General features: G+C 48.2%; 17 protein-coding genes and 1 pseudogene. 10 read left to right on the plus strand and 8 right to left on the minus strand.

Annotated elements, in window-relative coordinates:
* Window positions 1-396: 396 nt before the first annotated feature.
* From NGAR_RS09010 to NGAR_RS09020, 3 genes are all read right to left on the minus strand, one after another.
* The gene (locus NGAR_RS09010) at window positions 397-690 is read right to left on the minus strand and encodes a hypothetical protein (RefSeq protein WP_015019392.1); all 294 of its coding nucleotides are present in this window, start codon (window positions 688-690) and stop codon (window positions 397-399) included.
* Between the two features lie 42 nt (window positions 691-732).
* On the minus strand, window positions 733-1,926 hold the full coding sequence (locus NGAR_RS09015; protein ID WP_015019393.1) for an Nre family DNA repair protein: 1,194 nt from the start codon (window positions 1,924-1,926) through the stop codon (window positions 733-735).
* A gap of 97 nt (window positions 1,927-2,023) precedes the next feature.
* Window positions 2,024-4,816: a S8 family serine peptidase gene (locus tag NGAR_RS09020; protein ID WP_148681227.1), complete on the minus strand. Its 2,793-nt coding sequence runs from the start codon at window positions 4,814-4,816 to the stop codon at window positions 2,024-2,026.
* Window positions 4,817-5,374: 558 nt separating this feature from the next.
* On the opposite strand from NGAR_RS09020, the gene NGAR_RS09025 reads away from it, so the two are divergent.
* On the plus strand, window positions 5,375-6,001 hold the full coding sequence (locus NGAR_RS09025; protein WP_015019395.1) for an adenylyltransferase/cytidyltransferase family protein: 627 nt from the start codon (window positions 5,375-5,377) through the stop codon (window positions 5,999-6,001).
* Here the strand turns inward: NGAR_RS09025 and NGAR_RS09030 are convergent.
* The 3 genes from NGAR_RS09030 to NGAR_RS09040 all read right to left on the minus strand — a co-directional run bounded on the left by NGAR_RS09030 (window position 5,989) and on the right by NGAR_RS09040 (window position 8,535).
* Window positions 5,989-6,696, minus strand: coding sequence for a DUF120 domain-containing protein (locus NGAR_RS09030; protein WP_015019396.1), 708 nt, complete (start codon window positions 6,694-6,696; stop codon window positions 5,989-5,991). The two genes, NGAR_RS09025 and NGAR_RS09030, sit on opposite strands and share 13 nt — an antisense overlap.
* 5 nt (window positions 6,697-6,701) lie before the next feature.
* On the minus strand, window positions 6,702-7,991 hold the full coding sequence (dnaG, locus tag NGAR_RS09035; protein WP_148681228.1) for a DNA primase DnaG: 1,290 nt from the start codon (window positions 7,989-7,991) through the stop codon (window positions 6,702-6,704).
* Window positions 7,992-8,079: 88 nt separating this feature from the next.
* Entirely contained in the window at window positions 8,080-8,535 is a 456-nt protein-coding gene (locus NGAR_RS09040) for a toprim domain-containing protein (protein ID WP_015019398.1), read from the minus strand.
* An 86-nt stretch (window positions 8,536-8,621) separates the two neighbouring features.
* Between NGAR_RS09040 and NGAR_RS09045 the strand changes: the two genes are divergently transcribed.
* The 9 genes and pseudogenes from NGAR_RS09045 (at window position 8,622) to NGAR_RS09080 (ending at window position 17,240) form a co-directional block, all read left to right on the plus strand.
* Window positions 8,622-9,311, plus strand: a complete 690-nt coding sequence (locus NGAR_RS09045) for a type 1 glutamine amidotransferase (protein WP_187147443.1) — start codon at window positions 8,622-8,624, stop codon at window positions 9,309-9,311.
* 102 nt (window positions 9,312-9,413) lie between these two features.
* Complete coding sequence (locus tag NGAR_RS09050; RefSeq protein WP_148681229.1) at window positions 9,414-11,549, plus strand: 3-hydroxypropionate--CoA ligase; 2,136 nt, start codon at window positions 9,414-9,416, stop codon at window positions 11,547-11,549.
* A 138-nt stretch (window positions 11,550-11,687) separates the two neighbouring features.
* Window positions 11,688-12,245 carry a hypothetical protein gene (locus NGAR_RS09055; protein WP_015019401.1) on the plus strand — a complete coding sequence of 186 codons (558 nt, stop codon included), beginning with the start codon at window positions 11,688-11,690 and terminating at the stop codon, window positions 12,243-12,245.
* Window positions 12,246-12,311: 66 nt separating this feature from the next.
* A complete protein-coding gene (locus tag NGAR_RS09060; protein WP_015019402.1) occupies window positions 12,312-12,908 on the plus strand; it encodes a hypothetical protein in 597 nt (198 codons plus the stop codon).
* A gap of 223 nt (window positions 12,909-13,131) precedes the next feature.
* Window positions 13,132-13,776: a DEAD/DEAH box helicase gene (locus tag NGAR_RS09065; RefSeq protein WP_148681230.1), complete on the plus strand. Its 645-nt coding sequence runs from the start codon at window positions 13,132-13,134 to the stop codon at window positions 13,774-13,776.
* Window positions 13,777-13,871: 95 nt separating this feature from the next.
* Window positions 13,872-14,051 carry a hypothetical protein gene (locus NGAR_RS17520; RefSeq protein ID WP_228369137.1) on the plus strand — a complete coding sequence of 60 codons (180 nt, stop codon included), beginning with the start codon at window positions 13,872-13,874 and terminating at the stop codon, window positions 14,049-14,051.
* Window positions 14,052-14,129: 78 nt separating this feature from the next.
* A pseudogene (locus NGAR_RS09070) lies at window positions 14,130-14,414 on the plus strand (helicase-related protein); the annotation flags it as partial.
* Between the two features lie 34 nt (window positions 14,415-14,448).
* Window positions 14,449-15,960 carry a tyrosine-type recombinase/integrase gene (locus NGAR_RS09075; protein ID WP_148681232.1) on the plus strand — a complete coding sequence of 504 codons (1,512 nt, stop codon included), beginning with the start codon at window positions 14,449-14,451 and terminating at the stop codon, window positions 15,958-15,960.
* Window positions 15,961-16,652: 692 nt separating this feature from the next.
* Window positions 16,653-17,240, plus strand: coding sequence for a hypothetical protein (locus tag NGAR_RS09080; protein ID WP_015019408.1), 588 nt, complete (start codon window positions 16,653-16,655; stop codon window positions 17,238-17,240).
* 849 nt (window positions 17,241-18,089) lie between these two features.
* Here NGAR_RS09080 and NGAR_RS09085 read toward each other — a convergent pair.
* Window positions 18,090-19,433: a hypothetical protein gene (locus NGAR_RS09085; protein ID WP_148681233.1), complete on the minus strand. Its 1,344-nt coding sequence runs from the start codon at window positions 19,431-19,433 to the stop codon at window positions 18,090-18,092.
* Window positions 19,421-20,728, minus strand: a complete 1,308-nt coding sequence (locus tag NGAR_RS09090) for an argonaute/piwi family protein (RefSeq protein ID WP_148681234.1) — start codon at window positions 20,726-20,728, stop codon at window positions 19,421-19,423. The genes NGAR_RS09085 and NGAR_RS09090 overlap by 13 nt, the downstream gene beginning before the upstream one ends.
* Window positions 20,729-20,735 lie beyond the last annotated feature (7 nt).

Consider the following 20,735-nt stretch of genomic DNA (forward strand, 5'->3'; position numbering starts at 1 on the left):
CGTCTGCGGTCAGAAATCGCGTTGAGTGTAACAATCCTATTCTATATAATGCTCATGCTCCCATGTTTTAGAATAATGTTCGAGAGTAGAACATTATATGTTCCAGTATATCTATCCACTTTTGTTAAATATTGAAATCCGTCTTTGGCTGTCGTGCTAGAAACTGGGTAACAAAGATTGGATCGCATGACAGGGTAATAGAGAATTCAGAGCAGAACATCAAACAACTGATCGGCGGCGTTAATGAGAATTACAGAACTTTTTGTTGGCCAATGTTACGTACCACCTGCAGCTAAGGGACAAAGCAGAGCAGGCAGGCGATCTATCTAGTACAATACACCATCAAGTAATGTCAGAAATTTACCAGTCAATGCTAGAAAGGACGACGTCGTACGTTTACAGCGGCTCGCCCTTGCAATAAACCTGCCCCGAGATCCTGCTGTGGAAGTTTTTGCAGACGTAGCACTGCAGGAACCCGACTTCCTGCTTCAAGACAGGGCAGTCAACCGACTCGAGCTTCATGCGCTTGAGCATCTTGGGGCTGACGCCCTTTATTTTCAGTTTGCCCTTTTCATCCATCATGCCTGAGCTTTGGAGCTCGGCCTTGGCCTGATCTGTCAGCTTGATTGACTTTTCAACCTGCTTGATTGCGACAAGGTGCTTGACGCCGTCAGGGAGTGCTTCAGCCATTCCAGCAAAGTTTGGCAATGCTAGTATATGACCCTTTGGGAATTATGCAAAATCGGTGATCCTTGTCTGGTTTTTGAAAGCACGCCAGAGCCAGCTCTTGCTTGCGATCTCTTGCCGTGACATGGACATGCCTGCGCTTGCAAAGGATATCGCCTGCTCGATGCTTTCGAACTTTTGCGGCGGCTTTTTCAGCGCTTCTCTCACGCCTTCCCTTATCTGCCACACTCCAAGCGGCATGACGTACTCTGGATGTATTTCCCGGAGCACAAGGGCCGCCGCCTTTCTGCATCGGTGCGCCAGATGCTCGGCTACTGCAAGGCGCGCCGCGAAATATGCTCCTGCAATGGTTGGGTAGTGATCAAGCCCCCTTGCGTCCTCGTAGTCAGAGCCCATTACGATCTGGCCGCTGCTTGTGAACCAGGACTCGATCATCTCAAAGCTCCACACTTCGTCCGGTATCAGTACTACCGAATAATAATTTGCAAGGTGCGAGTACTGCGTCACCTCAAAGAGGTCGATCGACGGGTTGGCTTCGTTTTCCTTTATCAGCCTGCTTGAAATAGTGTCGTCTGTCGCGGAAATACTCCAGCGCGTCGGCACCAGCTTGCGGTTCTTTTTCAGCCCGAGCATCCCCACGCTGAGCACTCTGTGGATGCCGCTCGTCTCCACCCCGCGCCGGTAGAGTTCCATTATTGCGTCAGAAGCGCGAAGGTCGGTGTCATAGTGGGCTGCCTCGATCCGCTGGTCGGCAGAAAGGGACGATGCCTTGAACGTCTTCAGGGGCGCGGCCGGACCAAACGGCGCGGCTTCAGTGTTGAGCCTGACCTCCTTGTCAAGTTCAATGTCTGCAAGCGGCTTTTTTTCAAAGGTCGCTTCGCTGTCAGCTGGCCGCTCGGACATGGCAAGTTCCTGCATGTTTTCCAGATAGCGGCCAGAAGTGTCGTGCACATTCATGGTAAACACTCCCCGGACAAGCGACAGCCGGTAATTTGCTATCTCTTCGATGCTCTTGCCGGCCCACAGTTCTGTCCTGTCAAGTATTGTCGTGTCGCCATGCGTCGGCGGGATCATGGGGCCTATTCTGACCTTCGGGTAGCCGTAGCGGCCGACAAACACGGAAGGCGGACTTGAGCCGTCAATGGCATCAAGTGCAAGCTTGGCCGAGTTTGCTTTTAGAAATTGTATCCAATTCTGTTCAAGCTTTTTCTTTATGTCGGCTGGTGAGGACGACGACAATGATAATCACAATTGTCTGACGTAGCATTTATAGCATTATCATCTATCCTGCAGGCATAATACGCCAAAACATATCCTCAATTCATCCTATAACCCTCTAGCACACGGTTCCTACTGAAACTATGATTTGGCTTGTTGCAGAATTTCCATCACTGTCTGTTGCAGTCAATGTTATTGTATGACCAATGAATTCTGGCCTACATGGCGTGGGCGGGCCGCTCAGCACCACACTTATAGTATTCCCAGTACCTAGCAAGCTATCTCTGCTTGAACGCCATTCAAGACTGGAGCCGGGAAGTTCACCGTCCTCTTCATCTATCGCTCTTCCTTCAAATGTTATTGTCTGTCCTGTAAAAAATTGCGCGCCATTCCTTGGGCTTGTGATCTCAGGTTCTGGAATTCCGACGCCAGAAACGACATTAACCACGATTGAGGTTTCGCCTGTTGCCCCATACAGGTCAGTCGCCTGAAGTGTGATCGTATGTACGCCCTCGGAGAGAGTGCGACTTGTAGTTCTGCCTGTACCTATCGGACCGTCAATGTTTGATGTCCAAGATAGGTTGGAGTCGGAGATTGATTCATCAAGATCATAAGCAAATCCTCTAAATTCGATAGACTGTCCAGTCCTAAACTCTGAATTGTTCGGAGGCCAGATGATCCTCGGAGATGGATCATGATTGATCACTTCAATGTCTATTGAGTCGCTACCAGACGCACCAAAAATATCAGTAGCTATCGCCGTTATTCTGTGCGAACCTAGGCTGAGATTTCTTTTTTGGCAATAGTAATAATCGCCAAATCTGTCAGTTGCGATGCAGAGTCGACCATCCCTGTTTGATGTAAATGTAATGCTGGCGATAGAATTGGAAAACCACCCTCCTTGTTCTGGATCTTGTGCAGTTGCTCTTCCAGAAAAGACCCCCCATGTGATAGATGCGCCATCCTCTGGCAAGATGATATTCACACTAGGAGGTCGATTTTCTCTTAAGGATGCTACAGCTCTAAACGCGTCTACATATCCTGTGAGACTTACCTTTGGATCTGTGCTGGGATTTGATGTCCTCTGTAGAATGTCGACAGCCTCATTTAAGGTCATATCTGGTTTGGGCATCTTCATCATGGCTACTATTCCACTAACAAATGGAGCAGCGCCACTTGTACCACAGAATTGCCAGAGCTCATCGATACCGAGGTCGTCTACATCATCATCGGCTGAAACCCGTGACACAGTTGATCTGGTGCAGTCAGGTGCCCAGATGTCCACACCATTACCGTAGTTTGAAAACAATTCAGCCTGACCATTACCCATGATGGCACCCACACAAAGCACTCCTGTCACTTTACAGGGAATCATATATTTATCACCGATATCTTGTCCGAGTGGTTGCGTGTTGCCTGGTATTGATACCACTATGGCATTTCCTGCAACCGCCAGTCCCACTTCGCTTTCGACAGCATTATCATTACCAGTAAAAGTGCGGCACCACCAGTTGCATTCGCCAAACCAACTGATATTGATAACATTTGCACCATTCAATACGGATGTCCTTATTCCATCTGCCATATGATAGAATGAGCCATCTATCCTTATCAGCATCGGGTATGCGATCTCACCAGCAGTGCCTGCTGAACCATAACCGTTTCTTGGTCGGGAGAGAGCAACGCCAAATACACCCTGCCCATGCCACCCGGCATAATCGCCTCCAGCCCTCAGGTCATGATCTACTACATCCCCCTGCATCAGGTTGTCCCCAAGATGAAAGTAGTCTCTATTGTTATTCAGCGGCAGTCCGGTAGTCTGATCCAAGTCAAATCCTGCATCAACGATTGCCACAATTGCAGGACTCCATATACCACTTGGTGGAGGAGGCGGAATCCTCATGTACCTAAGATAGTTCCACGCGTTCACCGTGCCTACAGATAGTCCTTGCACCCCTGGTGCCCCCGGATTGTCATCCTCCGTCATCCATGTCCATCTTTCAGCATCAAGGTTGCCGCCACCATAGTCAGGATGTTCTATTACTGCACCAGGTCTTGCAAAAAAGTTAGGGCTAATGTCTTGATCTGATTCTCTAGCAATCAATGCGGCCAATCTTGCAGCGTCCTGCGAAGAGAAGACAACTTGACCTGTTAGGTTCAGTTGCTCCATGTTACTGGAGAGGTCATTTAGGCTTGAACGTTCTAGGTCTACTCTGATTAGGTACCACCCACTTGATTCCGGGACTGTAGAATCCTCAGTCCTGTTGGCTCCGGGAATCAACAGAGGCGATCCATCATCCAGTATTGTCCCATTGTACTTGGCAATAAACGCGCTCAGTTCTGCCTGATCACGCGGTCTAAATATGACCTCATTTATCACGAACTCATCCTGTGTCCCATCAGGTCCCACGACAGCTTCAACAGGGCGCGGAGGTCCACCTTTAATCCCGGGCAATTCCTTCACCGATGGCTCAATTTGTTCATCCACAGTGTACGTGAATTCTTCTTCTGCAGTGGTATCTTCGCGACCATTGATAACCAGATTGGATATGCCTATCAAGTTGTTTGCATTTGCCATGTCGACAGTTATCTTGACATATCTACCGTTTGCTTCGCCAAGATCATAACGTTGTGGAATGAACATAGTGTTTCCAGCTATCCTGCCAGTATGAACTATGTCGTAATTGATACCGTCGACAGAGATAGATATCTTAAGTTCATACTGCTGTCTGGGAGATATCCTAAGCCAAGTAATCTCAATATCGCAGATTATTTTGGATTCACCAAGGTCAGCCTGTATCCAAGCAGAAGTCCCTCTGGCTATCCATAATGATCCAAGGTTATTATCCAACACATTTTCTGCGACTTGCCTACCCACGATATTGTTGCTTGAGCTGATATCGTCTACCACAAGATTTTCGCATTCACCATCTTGAATATCAGCACTGTCATCATTTTGCTGTGCAGATACCGAAGAAAAAAGAGAGGGAGTTGAATTCAGGTTGACAAAGCTGGGAATCAATACCAATAGTGACACTGTAAGAAATCCGAGTAATGTAGCCTTGTGACTCGGCTTAACCGTGATGCATCAGTAGACTCAGCCTGCCATACTCTTATTAAGAATTGCCATGCAATCTTCAGAAAAGACGAACTATTTTAGAGCAGTCATAACCGTACTTGCCTTTGATTGCATATTGCATCGTGGATCAGGTAGCTTTATGTATTACATTTCTGTATAACTGACCTAGCAATTTTAATAAAAATTATCTCTACAGGAAACGTCCTGTAAAACTTGGCCTTTCGTATTCCGCGAATACTTCAGAAATCATAGGCAGCTATCGAATGCCTGCAAGGACCATTCAGTCATTCACCTATTGTAAACTATACAAGACCAAACGTTAATAGCATTAGCAGATCACCCATGATTCGCTATTGCCTCATATGGTAGTGGAGAGAGATCATTAGGCAGATGGATCCCGTAGACAAGGCCATCCTTGCGGCGCTGTATGCGAGTACGCTGGACCCTTCAATTTCAGCGTATGACAGGCTCAAGGCTAGACTGCCGCTTAGCCAGGAATTTTACAATTCCAGAGTAAGCCATCTTGCCAAGATGGGTCTTGTGGAAAAGTCCGACCCAAGCAAGCTGACGTTTATCGGGCGCGACGCGCTCAAGGTGGTGCTCGTTGGAGGAGTGTTTGACCTGATCCACCCCGGCCACATCCACACGCTCAAAGCCGCAAAGGCAGAGGGCGACGTCCTTGTAGTGGTTGTCGCAAGGCAGTCGACAGCGCAGAAGATAAAGAAGGACAGGAAGATCTACCACGACGAAAGCCAGCGCAAGGAGCTGGTGTCCTCGCTGAACTTTGTCGACCTTGTCCTTATCGGCAGAGAGGGCACGCTTTATGACACCGTAGAATACGTCAAGCCAAACGTCATCGCCCTTGGGTACGATCAGGCACACAGCGAAAAAGACGTGGCAGAGAACTGCAAAAAGCGCAACCTCAACGTGCACGTGATAAGGCTGTCGACACCGATACCCGGCTCCAAGAGCTCAAAGATGAAGGAGGAGCTTGGCGACTCGATCTATGGCATCTGATGATGACCGCCGCCGAGCATGACCCGCACTTTTATCCTGTCGCCGTTTTTGATGCCAGTCGCCTGCTTGATCGATTCCGACGCTATCACTTCCAGCATGCTGTCGTCATAGTGCGTGCGCTCTAGCACCAGCACTGCGGCGTTTTCCACCGCGCCATCATTTATAGATGCTCTGTAGCACTTTACCCAGCCATAGGTACGTGTGCCATCGCTAAAGCCGTCGATGAATATCGACGGGTGCTTGCCAAGCTCGCGCCGGGCGTTCATGAAGATCTGATCTGTGAGCCGGACGTTGAGAGTGCCAGGATACGGCTCGTAGCCAAGTTTTTCCTTGAACTGCCTCTTGTAGCCTTCAAGCGACATGTAATAGGCGCCCTCGCCCATCCCAGATACAACGTTGCCCTCAAAATCGATGACGGCCGGCGTGGATTCAAGCGCGGTCCTCATGGAGAAAAAGAGGCTCTGTATTTCAGAGTAGCCCTTGTCCGTGACCCTGACTGCAAACTTTTGGCCCTTTTTTGCGCGCTCGATGTAGCCGGAATTTTCCAGATCAAGCAGGTGCTTTGACGCGGCCTGCTGCGACCTGCCGATGTTCTTGCCAAGCTCTGTAGTCGTGACTTCCACAAAATTGTGGCGGGCTCCCTTTGACAGGAGTTCCACTAGGGTCAGTATGTGCTGGAGCTTGATCTCAGGCATTATCGCTAGTTGCTTATCCCAATGTCGCCAAAGGTCCGAATGCGGATGTCTCCCGGCTTTTTCAGGTCAGTCGTCCTGTGGCCTACGACGTATTCGATGCCGGCCTTGTCGGCTGCATCTACAAGCCTCTGGGTGACGATGCCGTCGATCACCAGCAGCTTGCCACCCTCGGCGCTGTCAAGTCTCTTGATGACCTCGGACACTGGCACCTTGAGCAGCTTGTTCATAGAGCCGTCAAGTACTACCGCTTCGAGCGTCTCGTTTATCTGTGGATATACATCACGGATGGCAGTAAGTATCTCAGGGCTGTCTTCGGCAATCACTTCCTTGGACGGCTGCGCTGGCACTGCCACGGGCTCATGCTGCTGCGATGGTGGCGGTGCGCGGTACTCATCGCGTGGCTCCCGTTCCCTGTCCCTGCGCGAGTGCCTCCTGTCGCGGTCGCGATCGTGGTGTGCATGTGCCGGCTGAGGTTGTTGCTGCTGTGGCGCCTCTGGGACAAGCGCATCCTTCAAGATCTCGGCGATCTCGATTGGTGTGCATTCTTCCACTTCCCTTCCAGGCGGGGCCCTGAGCACCTTGTCTATCTTGACAAGGCCATGGAGTTCCTTCAGGATAAGGTCGCCTGCCCTGTCTCCGTCCAAGAACGCCACGACGCGCTTGCCTTCCGTGAGCTTTGTCACAGTTTCGTCAATGCGCGCGCCTTCGATTGCAATGGCGTTGTCAAACCCTGCGCGGAGCAGGTTAATGACGTCCGCCCTGCCTTCTACCAATATTATCCAGTCAGAATCGAAAACCCCGGTTCCGCATGCAAGTTGCGCCTTGCCAAAGCTTGTAAGCTTGCCCGGCTTGCTTGCGTCGTATACGTCCTTGAGCATTTCCTCGCCCTCGCTTATCGTGCGGGTCGCCCAGTCCTGCACTATCTTTTTGGCGCGGTCAACGATAACCTTCTTCTTGATGGCCCTTATGTCGTCGATCCCTACCAAATTGAACTTGGCCTGAAATGGCCCTACCTTGTCGATGCTCTCTATGGCCGCGGCGATCAGCGCAGCGGTAGAGATGTCGGTGCTCATTGGTATCAGGGCGTCTCCCTTTGCCATGTTGCCTTTGGTGTCGACGTTCACCTCGATTCTTCCCACCTTGGATACTTTTTGCAGCTCGTTGAGGTTCATCTCGGGTCCGAGGAGACCTTCGGTCTGTCCAAAAATAGCACCGATAATGTCGGCCTTCTCAACCAAACCATCAACTTCAAATTTTAACTTAACATGATATTTCACGATACCTGTGCTAGGCAATTTCTTTCATAACCTCGTAGTTTGTTGGTATGTGAAACATTTTTCTTTGCTTGAATATAAGTGCTTTGTGAACTACGAGAGGAAGGGCTCAGGTGTAAAAGTACAGGTCTTTGCGGCTTCCTGTTATGCCGGATAGGCGCGGTGCATAGATCACCAAGTCCTCGACGTGCCTCACCTTGCCGTTTGTAATCTTTGCCAGCGCTCTCTTGTATGACAGGCTCACGTTCTGCCTGCGGGACTGCAGCTGCGACACCAGCCGGCTTGTGAGATACTTTCCGGTCCTGTCCATGTCAAGGAGCAAGATTATCTTCTTCTTTTTGCTTGCACTGTCGTGGCTATCGAGAAAGTCTGCGACGCCCTTAAAGTGATGGAAGACTGCGGGGCTACCGGTGAACCCGACCTTTGAAAGCGCCTCTGCATCACGCTTGCCCTCAACCACGATGACAGAGCCCTTCTCAGATTCTTCGTTGAGCATGCCGATAAAACTGCGCAGCCGTTCGACCGTCTCGTCATCATTGGCGTTGTTGTGGTATTGATAGCCCATCGGCCAGCTGATATCTAGCGCTTGTGAGATTTAACATTTTTCCCTCACATGGCATAAATATGCTGTATGACAATACCGGGTTGTTGTTGCAGCGCAAGACAATACTGTCCGTGCAGAACATTGTATGTGAGACCCTCGGCACACTTGAGCAGATGTTCAGAGATGACGGCTTTGAAATTGTAAAGATCAATGCGCAGAGCGATCACGTCCCTGCAAGTTCTCAAGGCTACGACGCCATAGTGATCCTCGGAGGCCCGATGGCAGTCTATGATAACCTACCATACCTCCAGCGCCAGCAAGATCTCATCAAGGACGCGATAAAGAACAACACGCCGGTCCTAGGCATCTGCCTCGGATCGCAGCTAATCGCGCAGGCCGCCGGCGGCAGGGTCTACAAGGGCAAAAAGAAGGAGATAGGGTGGCAGGATGTGTACGTGACTCCGGCCAGCAGCAACGACATTTTCAGGGGTGTCACAGACAAAACGATCAGAGTCTTCCAGTGGCATGGCGATACGTACGACCTGCCGGCCAATGCAAAGATGCTTGCGTACTCTGACCTTTACCCGCAGGCGTTCAGGATCGGCTCTGCAGTAGGCATCCAGTTCCATCTTGAAGTCGACAGGCAGCTGATAGAATCATGGATTAGAGAATACAGCACAGAAATAAGCGCAGAAAGGATAGAGCCAGAAAGCATACTGCCGGCCCCCGGCAACTTGGAGCAGCTGGCTGCGCGGTGCAGACTGGTGTACAACAACTTTTCCAAGGTGCTAAAGTAGCGCGCTCCAAGAATGGTACAAGAATCAGTTCCTTTATACCGGAGATGTTACGGATCAAGCTTGAGGTAACTATATAGGAAGCTGAACGGGCTTTTTCTCAATATGACCAACGAGAAGGTCCAAAAGATCTTTAATGATGTTTATTCGACAAAAGAGAAAGTAATCACAGAAGAGCTCGCTAAACAGGTTTTGACGGAGTATGGAGTGAAGGTCCCCAAGTACGCGCTTGTCAAGAGCGCGGACGAGGCAGGCAGGCAGGCGCAGGCGGTGGGCTTTCCGCTCGTCGCAAAGATAGTGTCGCCCGAGATCCTGCACAAGACAGATGTCAAGGGAGTCAAGGTCGGACTCCAGAACGAGGCCGCAGTCAAGGAGACGTTCAATGATATGTATGGCAGGCTGAGCAAGCAGTACAACAGCGTCAAGGGCGTCCTGCTTGAAAAGATGGCCGCTCCCGGCGGAATCGAGCTTATCGTGGGCTTACAGAATGACCCGCAGTTTGGCCCCGTAATCATGGCAGGAATCGGCGGCATCTACACCGAGGTGTTCAAGGACGTTTCGTTTAGAGTCCTCCCGATAACAAAGGAGGACGCAATCAGCATGATAGAAGATCTGAAGGGCAACAAGATCCTGAAAGGCTTCCGCGGCATGCCAGCGGTCAACATGGACATGCTTGCAACCGCGCTTGTCAACATTGGCAAGTTTGGAACCGAGATGGCTCCATACTATGAAAGCATCGACTTTAACCCAGTCATATTCTATGAAAACGACTATGTCGTGGTCGATGCAAAGATCCTGCTGCGTGAAAAGCCGGATCTGGAAGTAATTTCAAAGGCGCAGCCCGATTCGGAATACATGGACCTGTTCTTTAATGCCAAGTCGATCGCCCTTATCGGCGCGTCGCCTGAAGCCGGCAAGGTGGGCAACTCTGTCCTTGAGAGCATGGTCAAGCACGACTACAAGGGCAAGGTGTACCCAGTCAATGCAAAGGGCTATCCGGAGATCATGGGCATTAAGGCGTACAAGAGCCTTGACGAGATTCCAGACAAGATTGACCTTGTTGTAGTCACGGTCGACCTAAAGTTCGTGCCTGACCTGCTCAAGTCGGCGGCAAAGAAGGGCATACACAACTTTGTCATAATTTCCGGCGGTGGCAAAGAGCTTGGAGGTGAGCGCGCCGCCATCGAAGCGCAGATAAAAGAGCTGTCAAGGCAGCTTCGCATCAGGATCATTGGTCCCAACTGCATCGGCATGTTCAACGGTGAGAACCGCCTTGACTGCGCGTTCCAAGGACATGCGAGAATGATCCGGCCTAAGCAGGGCAACGTGGCGTTTCTGTCGCAGAGCGGCACAGTAGGAATAGCGTTCATGGAGAGCTCGGACGCGTTTGGCATGAGCAAGATGATATCGTACGGCAACAGGTCTGACGTCGACGAGGCCGATATGATCTGGTACCTGTCAGAAGACCCGCAAACAAAGGTCGTTGGCCTTTACGTCGAGGGCCTTGGCGACGGCCGCAAATTCATGAATACTGCAAAGAAGGTGATCAAAGAGCGTGGCAAGCCTATCGTTGTATTCAAGAATGGCAGGACTGCAAGAGGCGCCAAGCAGGCCGCGTCGCACACGGGGTCGCTTGGCGGCTCGTACGGAGTAGTCAAGGGCGCGCTTGATCAGGCAGGCATCATCTCTGTCGACAACTATGAAGAGCTGACAGCGGCGCTCAAAGCTCTTGCGTGGCAGCCAGTTCCAAATGGCGGCAGGGTGGCGATGGTCACAAACGGCGCAGGTCCAATCATCAACGCTATAGACCACTTTGAGAGGCTAGGCCTTTCGGTGGCAGAGCTGACCGAGCAGAGCAGGAAGGCACTCAAAGACCACTACCCGCCGACGTACGTCATCCAGAGCGGCAACCCAGCAGACATCACCGGCTCTGCAAACGCTGACGACTACAGGTTTGCAATACAGACGTTCATGGACGACCCCAATGTGGACATCGTCATGCCGTGGTTTGTCTTCCAAGACGACCCGCTAGAGGAAACCATTGTTGACGTGCTGGCGTCGTTCCAGAAGCAAAAGAAAAAGCCGATACTGATTGGCGCGATGGGAGGCCCGTTCACTAAAAAGATATCGCAGCGCATCGAGGACGCAAACGTGCCTGTCTACCACTCTGTGATAGAATGGGTCACGGCCGCCGGCGCGATGGCAAAGTGGGCAAGGGTAAGCGGCAAGGCAAAGCAGTAGTAGTAGCCTCTTCTCCCTTCTTCTTTTTCATTGAATGAAATCAACCAACATATACATACTTGAGCGCACAACATATGCACAGGAATTCTTTGCTTAGTAAGCTGTCTTAAATACCTCTTTCCACCAATATATCCCGTCATGACTTCAGGACAGTACTTCAACAAGGGCGTCAAAGCGCTCGATTCTCCCCATGTAGGGCACGTCGTGAGGGAAACCGATGACAAGATCGTGGTGTTTGGTGGTGGCGATGACAGGTACGACATACCCAAGTCAGAGATCAAATTTACCAGCGGCAACGTCCTGATCGACCTGCCGATGTATGAAATAGCAAAGAGATACAAAGTTAGCAGAGAAGAGCCTTTGCCCACGGGAAAGGCAACAAAGGACCCTTGGACACGGCCAGAGAATGTAGACCTGGCGACATATGAAAGAGAATACCCAAAATCATTGTTCAACAAAGGCGTCAGAACAAACAATGAAGACCATGTCGGGCATGTCGTAAAGGAAACTAAAGACAAGATCGTAGTATTTGGTCACTATGACTACAGGTTCGATATTCCCAAGTCCGAGATAATAGCTGTTGGAAGAAACGTCATTGTGAAACCAGATTTTCCAGAGATACTGAAGTACAGAGTAGATAGAAATGCGCCATTGCCAACAGGCGAGCCAATAGACAAATTGGCTGAAGAGCAGTGAGCTATCCTATCCTGTCTCTCTCTTTTTTATATCTTTAAATTAGCATTTGCAGCCACTCGTGTACTGTTGCAGAATCCGTCAGTCGAGACGCGCCGGGCTTTTGGCTTTCTCTTTGTATGCGTGTCGATAGTGGTAGGAGCTGCCTCTGTCATGAGCGAGTTTGCGTACATCAACAGCCTTCCGCTCTATTACTATGCCATCATATGGCTTGGCAGCTTTGGCGCAGTGTTCGGGGCTGGCGCTGCAAAGTTCCGCAAAGCCGCGCCTGCAATCCGCAGCAGGATGAGGACAAGCGTCAAGTGGCCATCTGGCGCAAAAGCACTCAATGGCATTTGTTGGGCAGGGCCGTTTGCTGCAATAGCTGCCTTTCCGTCGTTCTACCAGTACCTCATCCTGCTGGGCATAGGGCTTGGCAACCTATCGACCTACCTCTTGATTAAAAAGTATGGCAATGCGGACAACCGCGAGCAGCTGATAGTCGCAGTGATTTCACTTGCCGCGATACCAGCCGCGGTCGTTATCGATAGCTCGCTGTTTGCGATGCATCAGGACATTGCAGTGATGCTGTCAAGGATCTTGATCGCAATCGCGTACGCGGCTGGCGGCGCGTTTGCCTTGCTTGGAGGAGGAAGAAAGGCCGGCTCCAGTGATTTGACCGGATAACAATAATAGTCCCCCTCTCCCCGTAGTCCTGCTTTCTTAATATTGTCGTAGCTTGAAGGCTTGGCTCCATGAAGAAAAAAGAAGCGGGTTGGAGCCCAGGCAGCATATCATATTTACATCTGCCTTTGAGTTGCTTGCATGTAGTAGCTCGCAGCAAAAAAATCATGAGCCTGCCAGACGCAGCCCTGCTGATGACGACTACAATCATTATTCTCCACCTAACATGAATTTTGAAACAAACCATCATCATCGTCCTCCTGCCATAACCGACCTGTCCTTTTCCTTTGCCCTAAAACCGGACCAAGTCAAAGCAGTGGAGACATGGATATCTAATCAGTGTAGAGGGTCAGTCATTTATGGAAGCGGGATAGGCAAGACAGAAATCGCGTTTGAATGTGCAAGAAGATTGGCAGTCCTTGACCGAGCAAATAGACGGCGCTTCAATGTCCTTCTCTTGGTCCCAAGAAAAGTCCTAGTTCAGCAAAATTACGACAGGCTGGTCAGGTACAAAGTATCGCCAGAAAGACTAGGCAGGTATTTTGGGGAAGAAAAACAGATCAATGAAATAACAATTGCTACCTACCACAGCGCCCTTGCCAATCCAGGAATCGTGAGAAGAGCAGACAGGGTGATTTTTGACGAGGTCCATCTTGCAAGAGGAGCCTTTGGCAGGATAATATTTGATTCCATCATCAGCGAGAACCATGGGAAGGCTCTGCTTGGGTTGACTGCAACAATAGATAAAAATGATCCAAGAAATGTAGCAATAATTGGTCTTCTTCCGCCTGTCAGAAAATACCTCATCAAGATGCGGTTCTTGACAAAAGACTGGCAAGGCCAATCATACTTCCCATCAATGTATCGTTAACATACAAAGAGCAGGCTCTCTATGACGGATACAGCACAAAGATACGAAATATTTCGAGGCGCTTCAAAAGATATGATGCCAGAGATATGATGGTATTGATGAAGGAGGAGAACGGTTTTCCACGGTGGCAGACAAGAGCTTGGTTTCTAAACGTCAAAAAAAGAAAGCGGCTGCTTGCGTCAGCAGAGAACAAGCTGGCTGCTGCCGTGAATATCATTGCTCAATATCGCGGCGAAAAAAGTCACGATATTCAGCGAGACTCTGGAATCAGTTAGAAAGCTCAGGCAGTTGCTAAGAGCCAGCGGAATATGTTCTGCTCTCATTGACAGCATACTCCGGGGTACAAGAGACAAAAAATTCTATCAGAGTGGGGCAAGAAATTCTGCGCGCATCTGTCCGTTCATACCTTGGAGATTAGTTATGATGTGCCTGAAGCAATGATAGAGATAATTCTTGCAACAACATGGAACATGAACCAGATAGTCCAGAGGATCGGCAGGGTGCTGCGAAAAGCAGACGGCAAAGACTCTGCATTAGTATATCTGGTTTATGTGTCAGACACAAAAGATGACGGCATCTTGGCATTGGTAAGAAGGGCGGTGGAAACCAGTGGCGACGCTGAAGATAATAAAATTTGAAAAAAACCTTCAAGGATTTCGACGGCAAAGCTGGATGGAGGATCGAACTAAAAAAGGCGGGCCCGGTGGTTTTCGGCACCAAAAGGTCTCGGGCCCACCCGCCTTAAATGTCAAAAAGGCGGCATATTGTGTGGGTCGGGCAGAGAAAGGCGACAGCATAGATGGCAAGACAGGGAGGAAAAAGAAAGGCAGAGGCAAGTACAGAAAGCTCCTCCAGCACGAGGACGTGAGAAGATGGTACGACAACCTGTGCAGGGGCTCGAAGGTGACGGCGGACGTGTACCTGCGCCGGCTCGGCCTCATAAGCGAGACCACGGGCATAACTCTGCAGGAGATTGTAAAAAAGGCTGCGCAGGACGAGAGATGGGCGTACAACTTTCTCCTTGACTTTGTAACGCGCATGGAAGGCCAGAATCATGCCGGCAGCTACATTGCATCCGGCGTCAAGGCTGTGAAGTCATGGCTCTCTCACAACGGGATTGAACTGAAGAGAAAGATAAAGATCAGAGGCGTAGGGGATGCCCCGACCCTGAAAGACAAAGGCACGCTAGCGCAGGACAGGCTGAGGACGCTCTTTCTGAACTCGCCTCCGGAGGCCAGGTGCGTGGAATCGCTCATAGCGCAGTCGGGATTGCGTCCCGAAGTCATCGGAAACTATGACGGCTCAGATGGTCTGAGGGTGGGCGATATCTTGGAGATTAAGGTTAGGAATGGAGATGGGAATGGCAATAGCAACACCATAGCCTTTGACAGGATACCGTGCATGCTGGTCGTAAGGAAGGAGCTCAGCAAGGCAGGGCACCAGTACTTTACCTTCATGACGTCTGAGACATGTGAATACCTCAGGGAATACCTCTACCGGAGGATAAAATCAGGCGAGGTGCTGGTGCCGGACTCACCCCTGATAGTCCCTGAAAAGTCCAGAAGGCCGTTTTTAACTGCCGCAAGTGTCGGCAAAATTGCCCGGACATACATGAGAAAGGTGGGGATAAACCTGAGGCCATACGACCTGAGGCACACCTTTGCGACCCAGCTCATGCTTGCCGAGAGCAGAGGAATGATTCTGAGAGACTACAGGACGTTCTTTATGGGGCATAAAGGCGACATAGAAAACAGATACACAACCAACAAGCACAGCCTGCCTGAGACCGTGATTGATGATATGCGCAAAGCCTTTGCCCGGTCCGCGAGTTTCCTCCAGAGTAATTCTAGCCTGAATTCAGATGGGGTGCTGAACCTTAGGGACGAGTCATACAAAAGGATGCTCTTGCTTGCCGGCTACACCGAAGAAGAGATCGATAAAGAAAACATTCTGCGGCTGAGCGATGAAGAGATAGCAAAGAGGGCAAGGGAGAAACTGTTGCAGTCGGTCAGCAACGCAGCTGCTGTCCAGAACAACGAACAAAAGGTAATTCCGCTTGACGAATTGCCAGATTACCTGTCAAAAGGGTGGAAGTGCGACCATATAATAGAGTCGAGACAGCAGGTAATAGTCAGCTGCGCCGGCCATACTCAGACAGACCATCAGCTGACGATATCTGGATAAGCTTGAGCCATGTCAGGAACTTTGTCGCATACTCCTCACATGGCATCTCATCTTTTTCTGCAACTATCACTTGGTAGAGAGGAGTTTTGTGACTATACTTAGTCCTGATAAACTCCTTGAACGCTCTCAGATCGATGATAGCAGCGGTATGATCATCCTCCATTGGGCATTAATCAAAAAATCATCTTAATGTGCGAATAAAAGATGATAAATTTTACATTGGTAATTCTGCGCAGATTTGCCATATTTTCCTTCGCAACATCACTAACGACCCGCCGAAGACTTATCAGTGTAAAAATAATTACGATACCACTACCCACTCCTCTGTGAAAATCATGCTAGAATACTCAGACAAGAAGGCAATTGCTTTGGTATTGGCTGGTGTTGCCGCCGACCTTTTCCCACTAGTTATCGACCTATATCGCTTCCTATTAGAAGGTCTTCATTGGCATCAAGAAACCACACAGTTAATTGTTGTGTTGACAATCTCGGCATTAACTGGCATTATTGGAGTTCTCGTGCTTTATGGCGCCGGAGTACTATCTCCTTTTTGGAAGAAGTCCGCCCTACGAAGAAGATGGCTAGGAAGACACGTCACAATCGGAATTCTTACCGATATGGGATGAGTCGAAAACTATAAGGAAATAGCCGCAGGGACAGCTCTCACACCCGGCCAGTGGGAAGAAGGTCTGTTGGTGGCGGCTAAGGAACTCGGCATTAAGGCAAGAATAAGGTATATCAATGCCGAAACTCAGTTCGACTCAGTCGTAGCTGTTCTAAACCCATATGGTGAAGTGTATCCGGAAGTTGACGTTAAAGAAAATATTAGCATTCAAAAAATATTCTCATACGTCAAAAACGGAGGATTATTCATTAACGTGGCAGATGTGCCACTGTATTACGCATATAATTCGATGCTAAGACGCTTTGTGGACACAACAGAGCCCGTAGTTACTAGTGCACAGGAACAACACGGAGCCTTTGAGGTAGGTTTTACGAGATTCTTTCAGCTGAACATTATTGCGAGAGAATTAAGATTATCACTAGTAGGTTTTTCAAGTGGACTACAATGTAACATAAATCACGTTATTGGTTCTACAGGTATGGTAGGTTTGCACAAGGGTCAGATCACTTCTCGTCGATCGGTTATTATTGAATCAAATATTGAAACTTGCGTCGAGCCGCTGCCCGTCACCTACCAAGGACAAAAGAAGATGACTCCCATTCTACGCAAAATACGGAGATGGCGATTTTTTGCTCTCACTTGCTTGGCTCGATGATGAACTGAATTACGAAGACAACAAACTTGCTCTGAAGGCCGCTCTCTGTAAACTCACGCTAAAGAGAATCAAATTCAAAAGAGATTTACTCAAGTCATAATAGAAGTTTCTACTACGTTAGCCACCTTACAGTAGGGCTCATAACCTTCGGTTATCCAGAACCCATTATACCGAATCACCGCTCTTTACTCTCATTATATACACCATTTTTCCGGAATTGTTATTACCCGTTTATATGAATGGTCTGTCCTTGAACTGACTTTTGACCTTGGATTTTCATACTTCGGTTTTGTCATGTACTACAAAATTATTTACGTAATGCAAGCTTGTATGTCATATTGCTCAAAAATGACCAAGACAACCATTTCAAACCCAATCCGTTGGAGTGGTGAGTCCGCATACGCGCAGACCTCAAATCCCGACCAGTCCACGTTCATTTGAAATATTTATAACTTATTCGTTATATTATGGCTTGTTTGCGTGTAAAAATCAGCTTTGTTCATGTAAGAATTAAACATGGCAAAAAGTGGGACTAATTCCTGCTTAGAATGCTCGCCAGTTAGCCATGGATAGGTGCTAATCTCGTTCCTGACTTCTTCTAATTGCTCCAGCATAGCTTTGTGTGAATCTATGAAGCTATAACGATAAAACTGCCATGCTAGCCTAGTTACCAATTTGGGATTATCCTGTAAAACTTGGTCCGTACTACCCTTTGAAAAAAGCTCTTTCTCGTATGTCTTTGGAATTTGCGAATAGCTCTTCATCTTATATTGCGCGTTGTCTTAGAATACGTCTTCATACCTCTTACTTGTACCTCAGGGTTAAGAACAATGAGATAACAATTTAGGTCTAGGAAACAGGATTCGTTTCCTTTATCATTCTGATAATTTCAAAACAGCCTCGCCATCCCAATAAAATGAAGTAAGCTTCTTCCAGCAAGTTGGTACTATATGCCTCATGCTTCTTCAAAGCCCAAACTCTCAGGATATGTCGCAAGCCTGTCTGGTACTTCAGATCTGTCCATGGCAGTGACGATTTCTCCTTCCAATCCTTGATTACGCTATCGTGTAGTTCGAGTCCCGATAGTGCTTTGAAGGGAATTTTCCGCTGGGTAAGATACGTTCTACATAGGGATTCCATTGCTTCCCCAAGCAAGTCCAGACAGGCATCGGGATCTTCGGCCAGCTTCGTTTCAGCGTCAAGGATTTTCTTTTCTGCAGATTGCAAAAGTACAGACGCGTCTCCTAGGAGGCTGACAGTTTTCTTTGTTTCGTTTATTTTCTGTTTTACTGCATCTACCCTCAAATCAGCCAAAATAACTGTATGGTCCAATTTGTTGAGTATTCCTGGCTCTTTGTTATACGAAGAAACGAGATCCAGACTGACACTTATCTGAATCTTAGAGAGTACCATCGGACCTTCTTCTCTGCCATATATCGATTCGATCTCCTCCAGTTCTTCTTTCTCTATTAACGACCATCTCAATCCCTCTATCACCTCTCTGACATATCCACGCACTCGTGTCAATGCATTTTTCTCAAATAGCTCCTTGTATTGCCAAACTAGCCATGCATAGTAAATAGAATCGTTGTAAGGGATGCTCTTTTCATTGATGTGCCCTAATGTGATATGTAGTAAGTTTTTCAAAAGCTGAACGTCTTGCGTGGCATCTAACAATATCGCTGAAAAGACAAGGTTTTTTGGATCGTTCATTACTTCCGGAGAATTTACTGCTTTTAGGATAGATGCGAGTACCTTTTGATAGCTTGTAATACCTTCCTTGATGTCGTAAAGTGAAAATAAGATTATGCATGAATGAGTAAACTCGTCGAAGTATCTGTCTCTTGAACAATACCGGTCTAGCAAAGAATCAATTAGCTTAACGTCTACAACTACTTTCAAGCAATCTAACTGCTTCAGTGAATAATAGCATAGTATTGCCGAAGTGACGTCCTTATCCTGAAATCTGCTTAACTTATGTTGGCCTAGTACCGTGTGTACATAGCTGTTTGCCCAATCTATTAGATTCTCTGTTATGCTCGTCTTGATCTTGTTTCTACTGATGAAGAATAGGTAAATAGCGTTGCCAAGAGGGTCTTTTTCGACTTGACCTACATCGTACAGGTCGCGTTCCAGGATACCGATATATTCTCTCTCAAGGTCGCTTGTATTAATTGAAATCATAGGAACCATGGCCTCTGATTAAGAATAGAGTTTATCGCCGGCCCATTAATCGACCGCCACTGACTGTATGTTAGAGCTGCTGTTAGATAGGCGACTTCATTAGCAAAATGTATCGTTACCGGTTCACGGACGAAGGCCATAGAAGTGGCCCAATCCAGTTTCGTTAGACCTACCACCTGATTGACGACCTCCTCCATTGTAATAAACTCAGATAGAGGCTGGTACAAAGATATGTGTAGTATTTTGGGGGTTCCTATCCTTCTGCCTCCCGCAGCCGATTGTCCTGTGGTTGACAACAAGGCATCATTTCTATCAAGATATGCAAAGTACCCTCTTGGGAAGCTTCCATCGTCCGTAGACATATCGTATAACCTAAAGGGATGACTTTCGTCAATTGTCACGAATGCGACATTAAAATCAGAAAGATTTGCTCTTAAAGATGCGATTATGGCTTCCCTGTCCTCTTTGCCAAAGCGTTTACTATTGTGAAGCACTATTTTCTTTGGTTCGTATTTCTTCATTGCCCTGAATTTCGCTGCGGCCCTACCTACAAGTTCTCCAAGTTTGGTCGAAATCTCTTTCTTTTCCTTGGGGTTATACGGTTCCGCATTGCTTTCGAATGTCATCCATTTTCCATTGTTGTCAAATACGTTAACATGTCCTACGTACCTCTTCATCTGGCTAGGTCCCTCATCAGGCGGGAGAATATTGGATTTAGAAATTCCTAGAATCATGTCTGTGTTTTGCATTGGACTATGCAATACCCAAGGAATTGCTCCTGCTTTACTGAAAATACCTGATGCCAAATTAAGATAGGACCATTTAAGATTGGCAAATGTAGCTTCCGTTACCATCTGCGTGACAAAGCCTGCAGATGCAAGCGTTCCTTTGACCTTATAGTACGGACTATCAAGTATGTATTGGCCGGTTTTTGGAATGTTCACAAGAACTAAATCCAAATTTGAAGGATTAGAGGCTGCAACGAATTCATTGGCAATCTTAGAATATGCATCGCCGGTTGGCTTGTCAATCACTCTTTCGTCCACTAATTCCAATTCACATCTGAAGAAACTCTTCATGCCGCCTGGAAGAATGGAAATACTGCCACTTTGCAGATCACTCACTATGCTCTTTGTCTGAATTAACTTGTCTTTTGGTGCGATTATGGCTAGCTTTATTCTCGACTTGCTTTTTTCATACGGACCAAATTTCCTTAGTCCCCAATAGACCTGATGATGTATTGCAGAAGAATCGAATTTGTCAAATAACAAATTCGGTTCATGATCTACTGCGTCGCCTTCCAAGTAATCG

The organism is Candidatus Nitrososphaera gargensis Ga9.2 (genome assembly GCF_000303155.1).
Taxonomy (GTDB): domain Archaea; phylum Thermoproteota; class Nitrososphaeria; order Nitrososphaerales; family Nitrososphaeraceae; genus Nitrososphaera; species Nitrososphaera gargensis.

Coding starts and splice junctions, on each gene's coding strand:
- NGAR_RS09065 (WP_148681230.1), top strand. CDS start 13,132: ATGAATTTTGAAACAAACCATCATCATCGTCCTCCTGCCATAACCGAC.
- NGAR_RS09025 (WP_015019395.1), top strand. CDS start 5,375: ATGGATCCCGTAGACAAGGCCATCCTTGCGGCGCTGTATGCGAGTACG.
- NGAR_RS09085 (WP_148681233.1), bottom strand. CDS start 19,433: ATGGTTCCTATGATTTCAATTAATACAAGCGACCTTGAGAGAGAATAT.
- NGAR_RS09055 (WP_015019401.1), top strand. CDS start 11,688: ATGACTTCAGGACAGTACTTCAACAAGGGCGTCAAAGCGCTCGATTCT.
- NGAR_RS09075 (WP_148681232.1), top strand. CDS start 14,449: ATGGAGGATCGAACTAAAAAAGGCGGGCCCGGTGGTTTTCGGCACCAA.
- NGAR_RS09030 (WP_015019396.1), bottom strand. CDS start 6,696: ATGCCTGAGATCAAGCTCCAGCACATACTGACCCTAGTGGAACTCCTG.
- NGAR_RS09050 (WP_148681229.1), top strand. CDS start 9,414: ATGACCAACGAGAAGGTCCAAAAGATCTTTAATGATGTTTATTCGACA.
- NGAR_RS09040 (WP_015019398.1), bottom strand. CDS start 8,535: ATGGGCTATCAATACCACAACAACGCCAATGATGACGAGACGGTCGAA.
- NGAR_RS09010 (WP_015019392.1), bottom strand. CDS start 690: ATGGCTGAAGCACTCCCTGACGGCGTCAAGCACCTTGTCGCAATCAAG.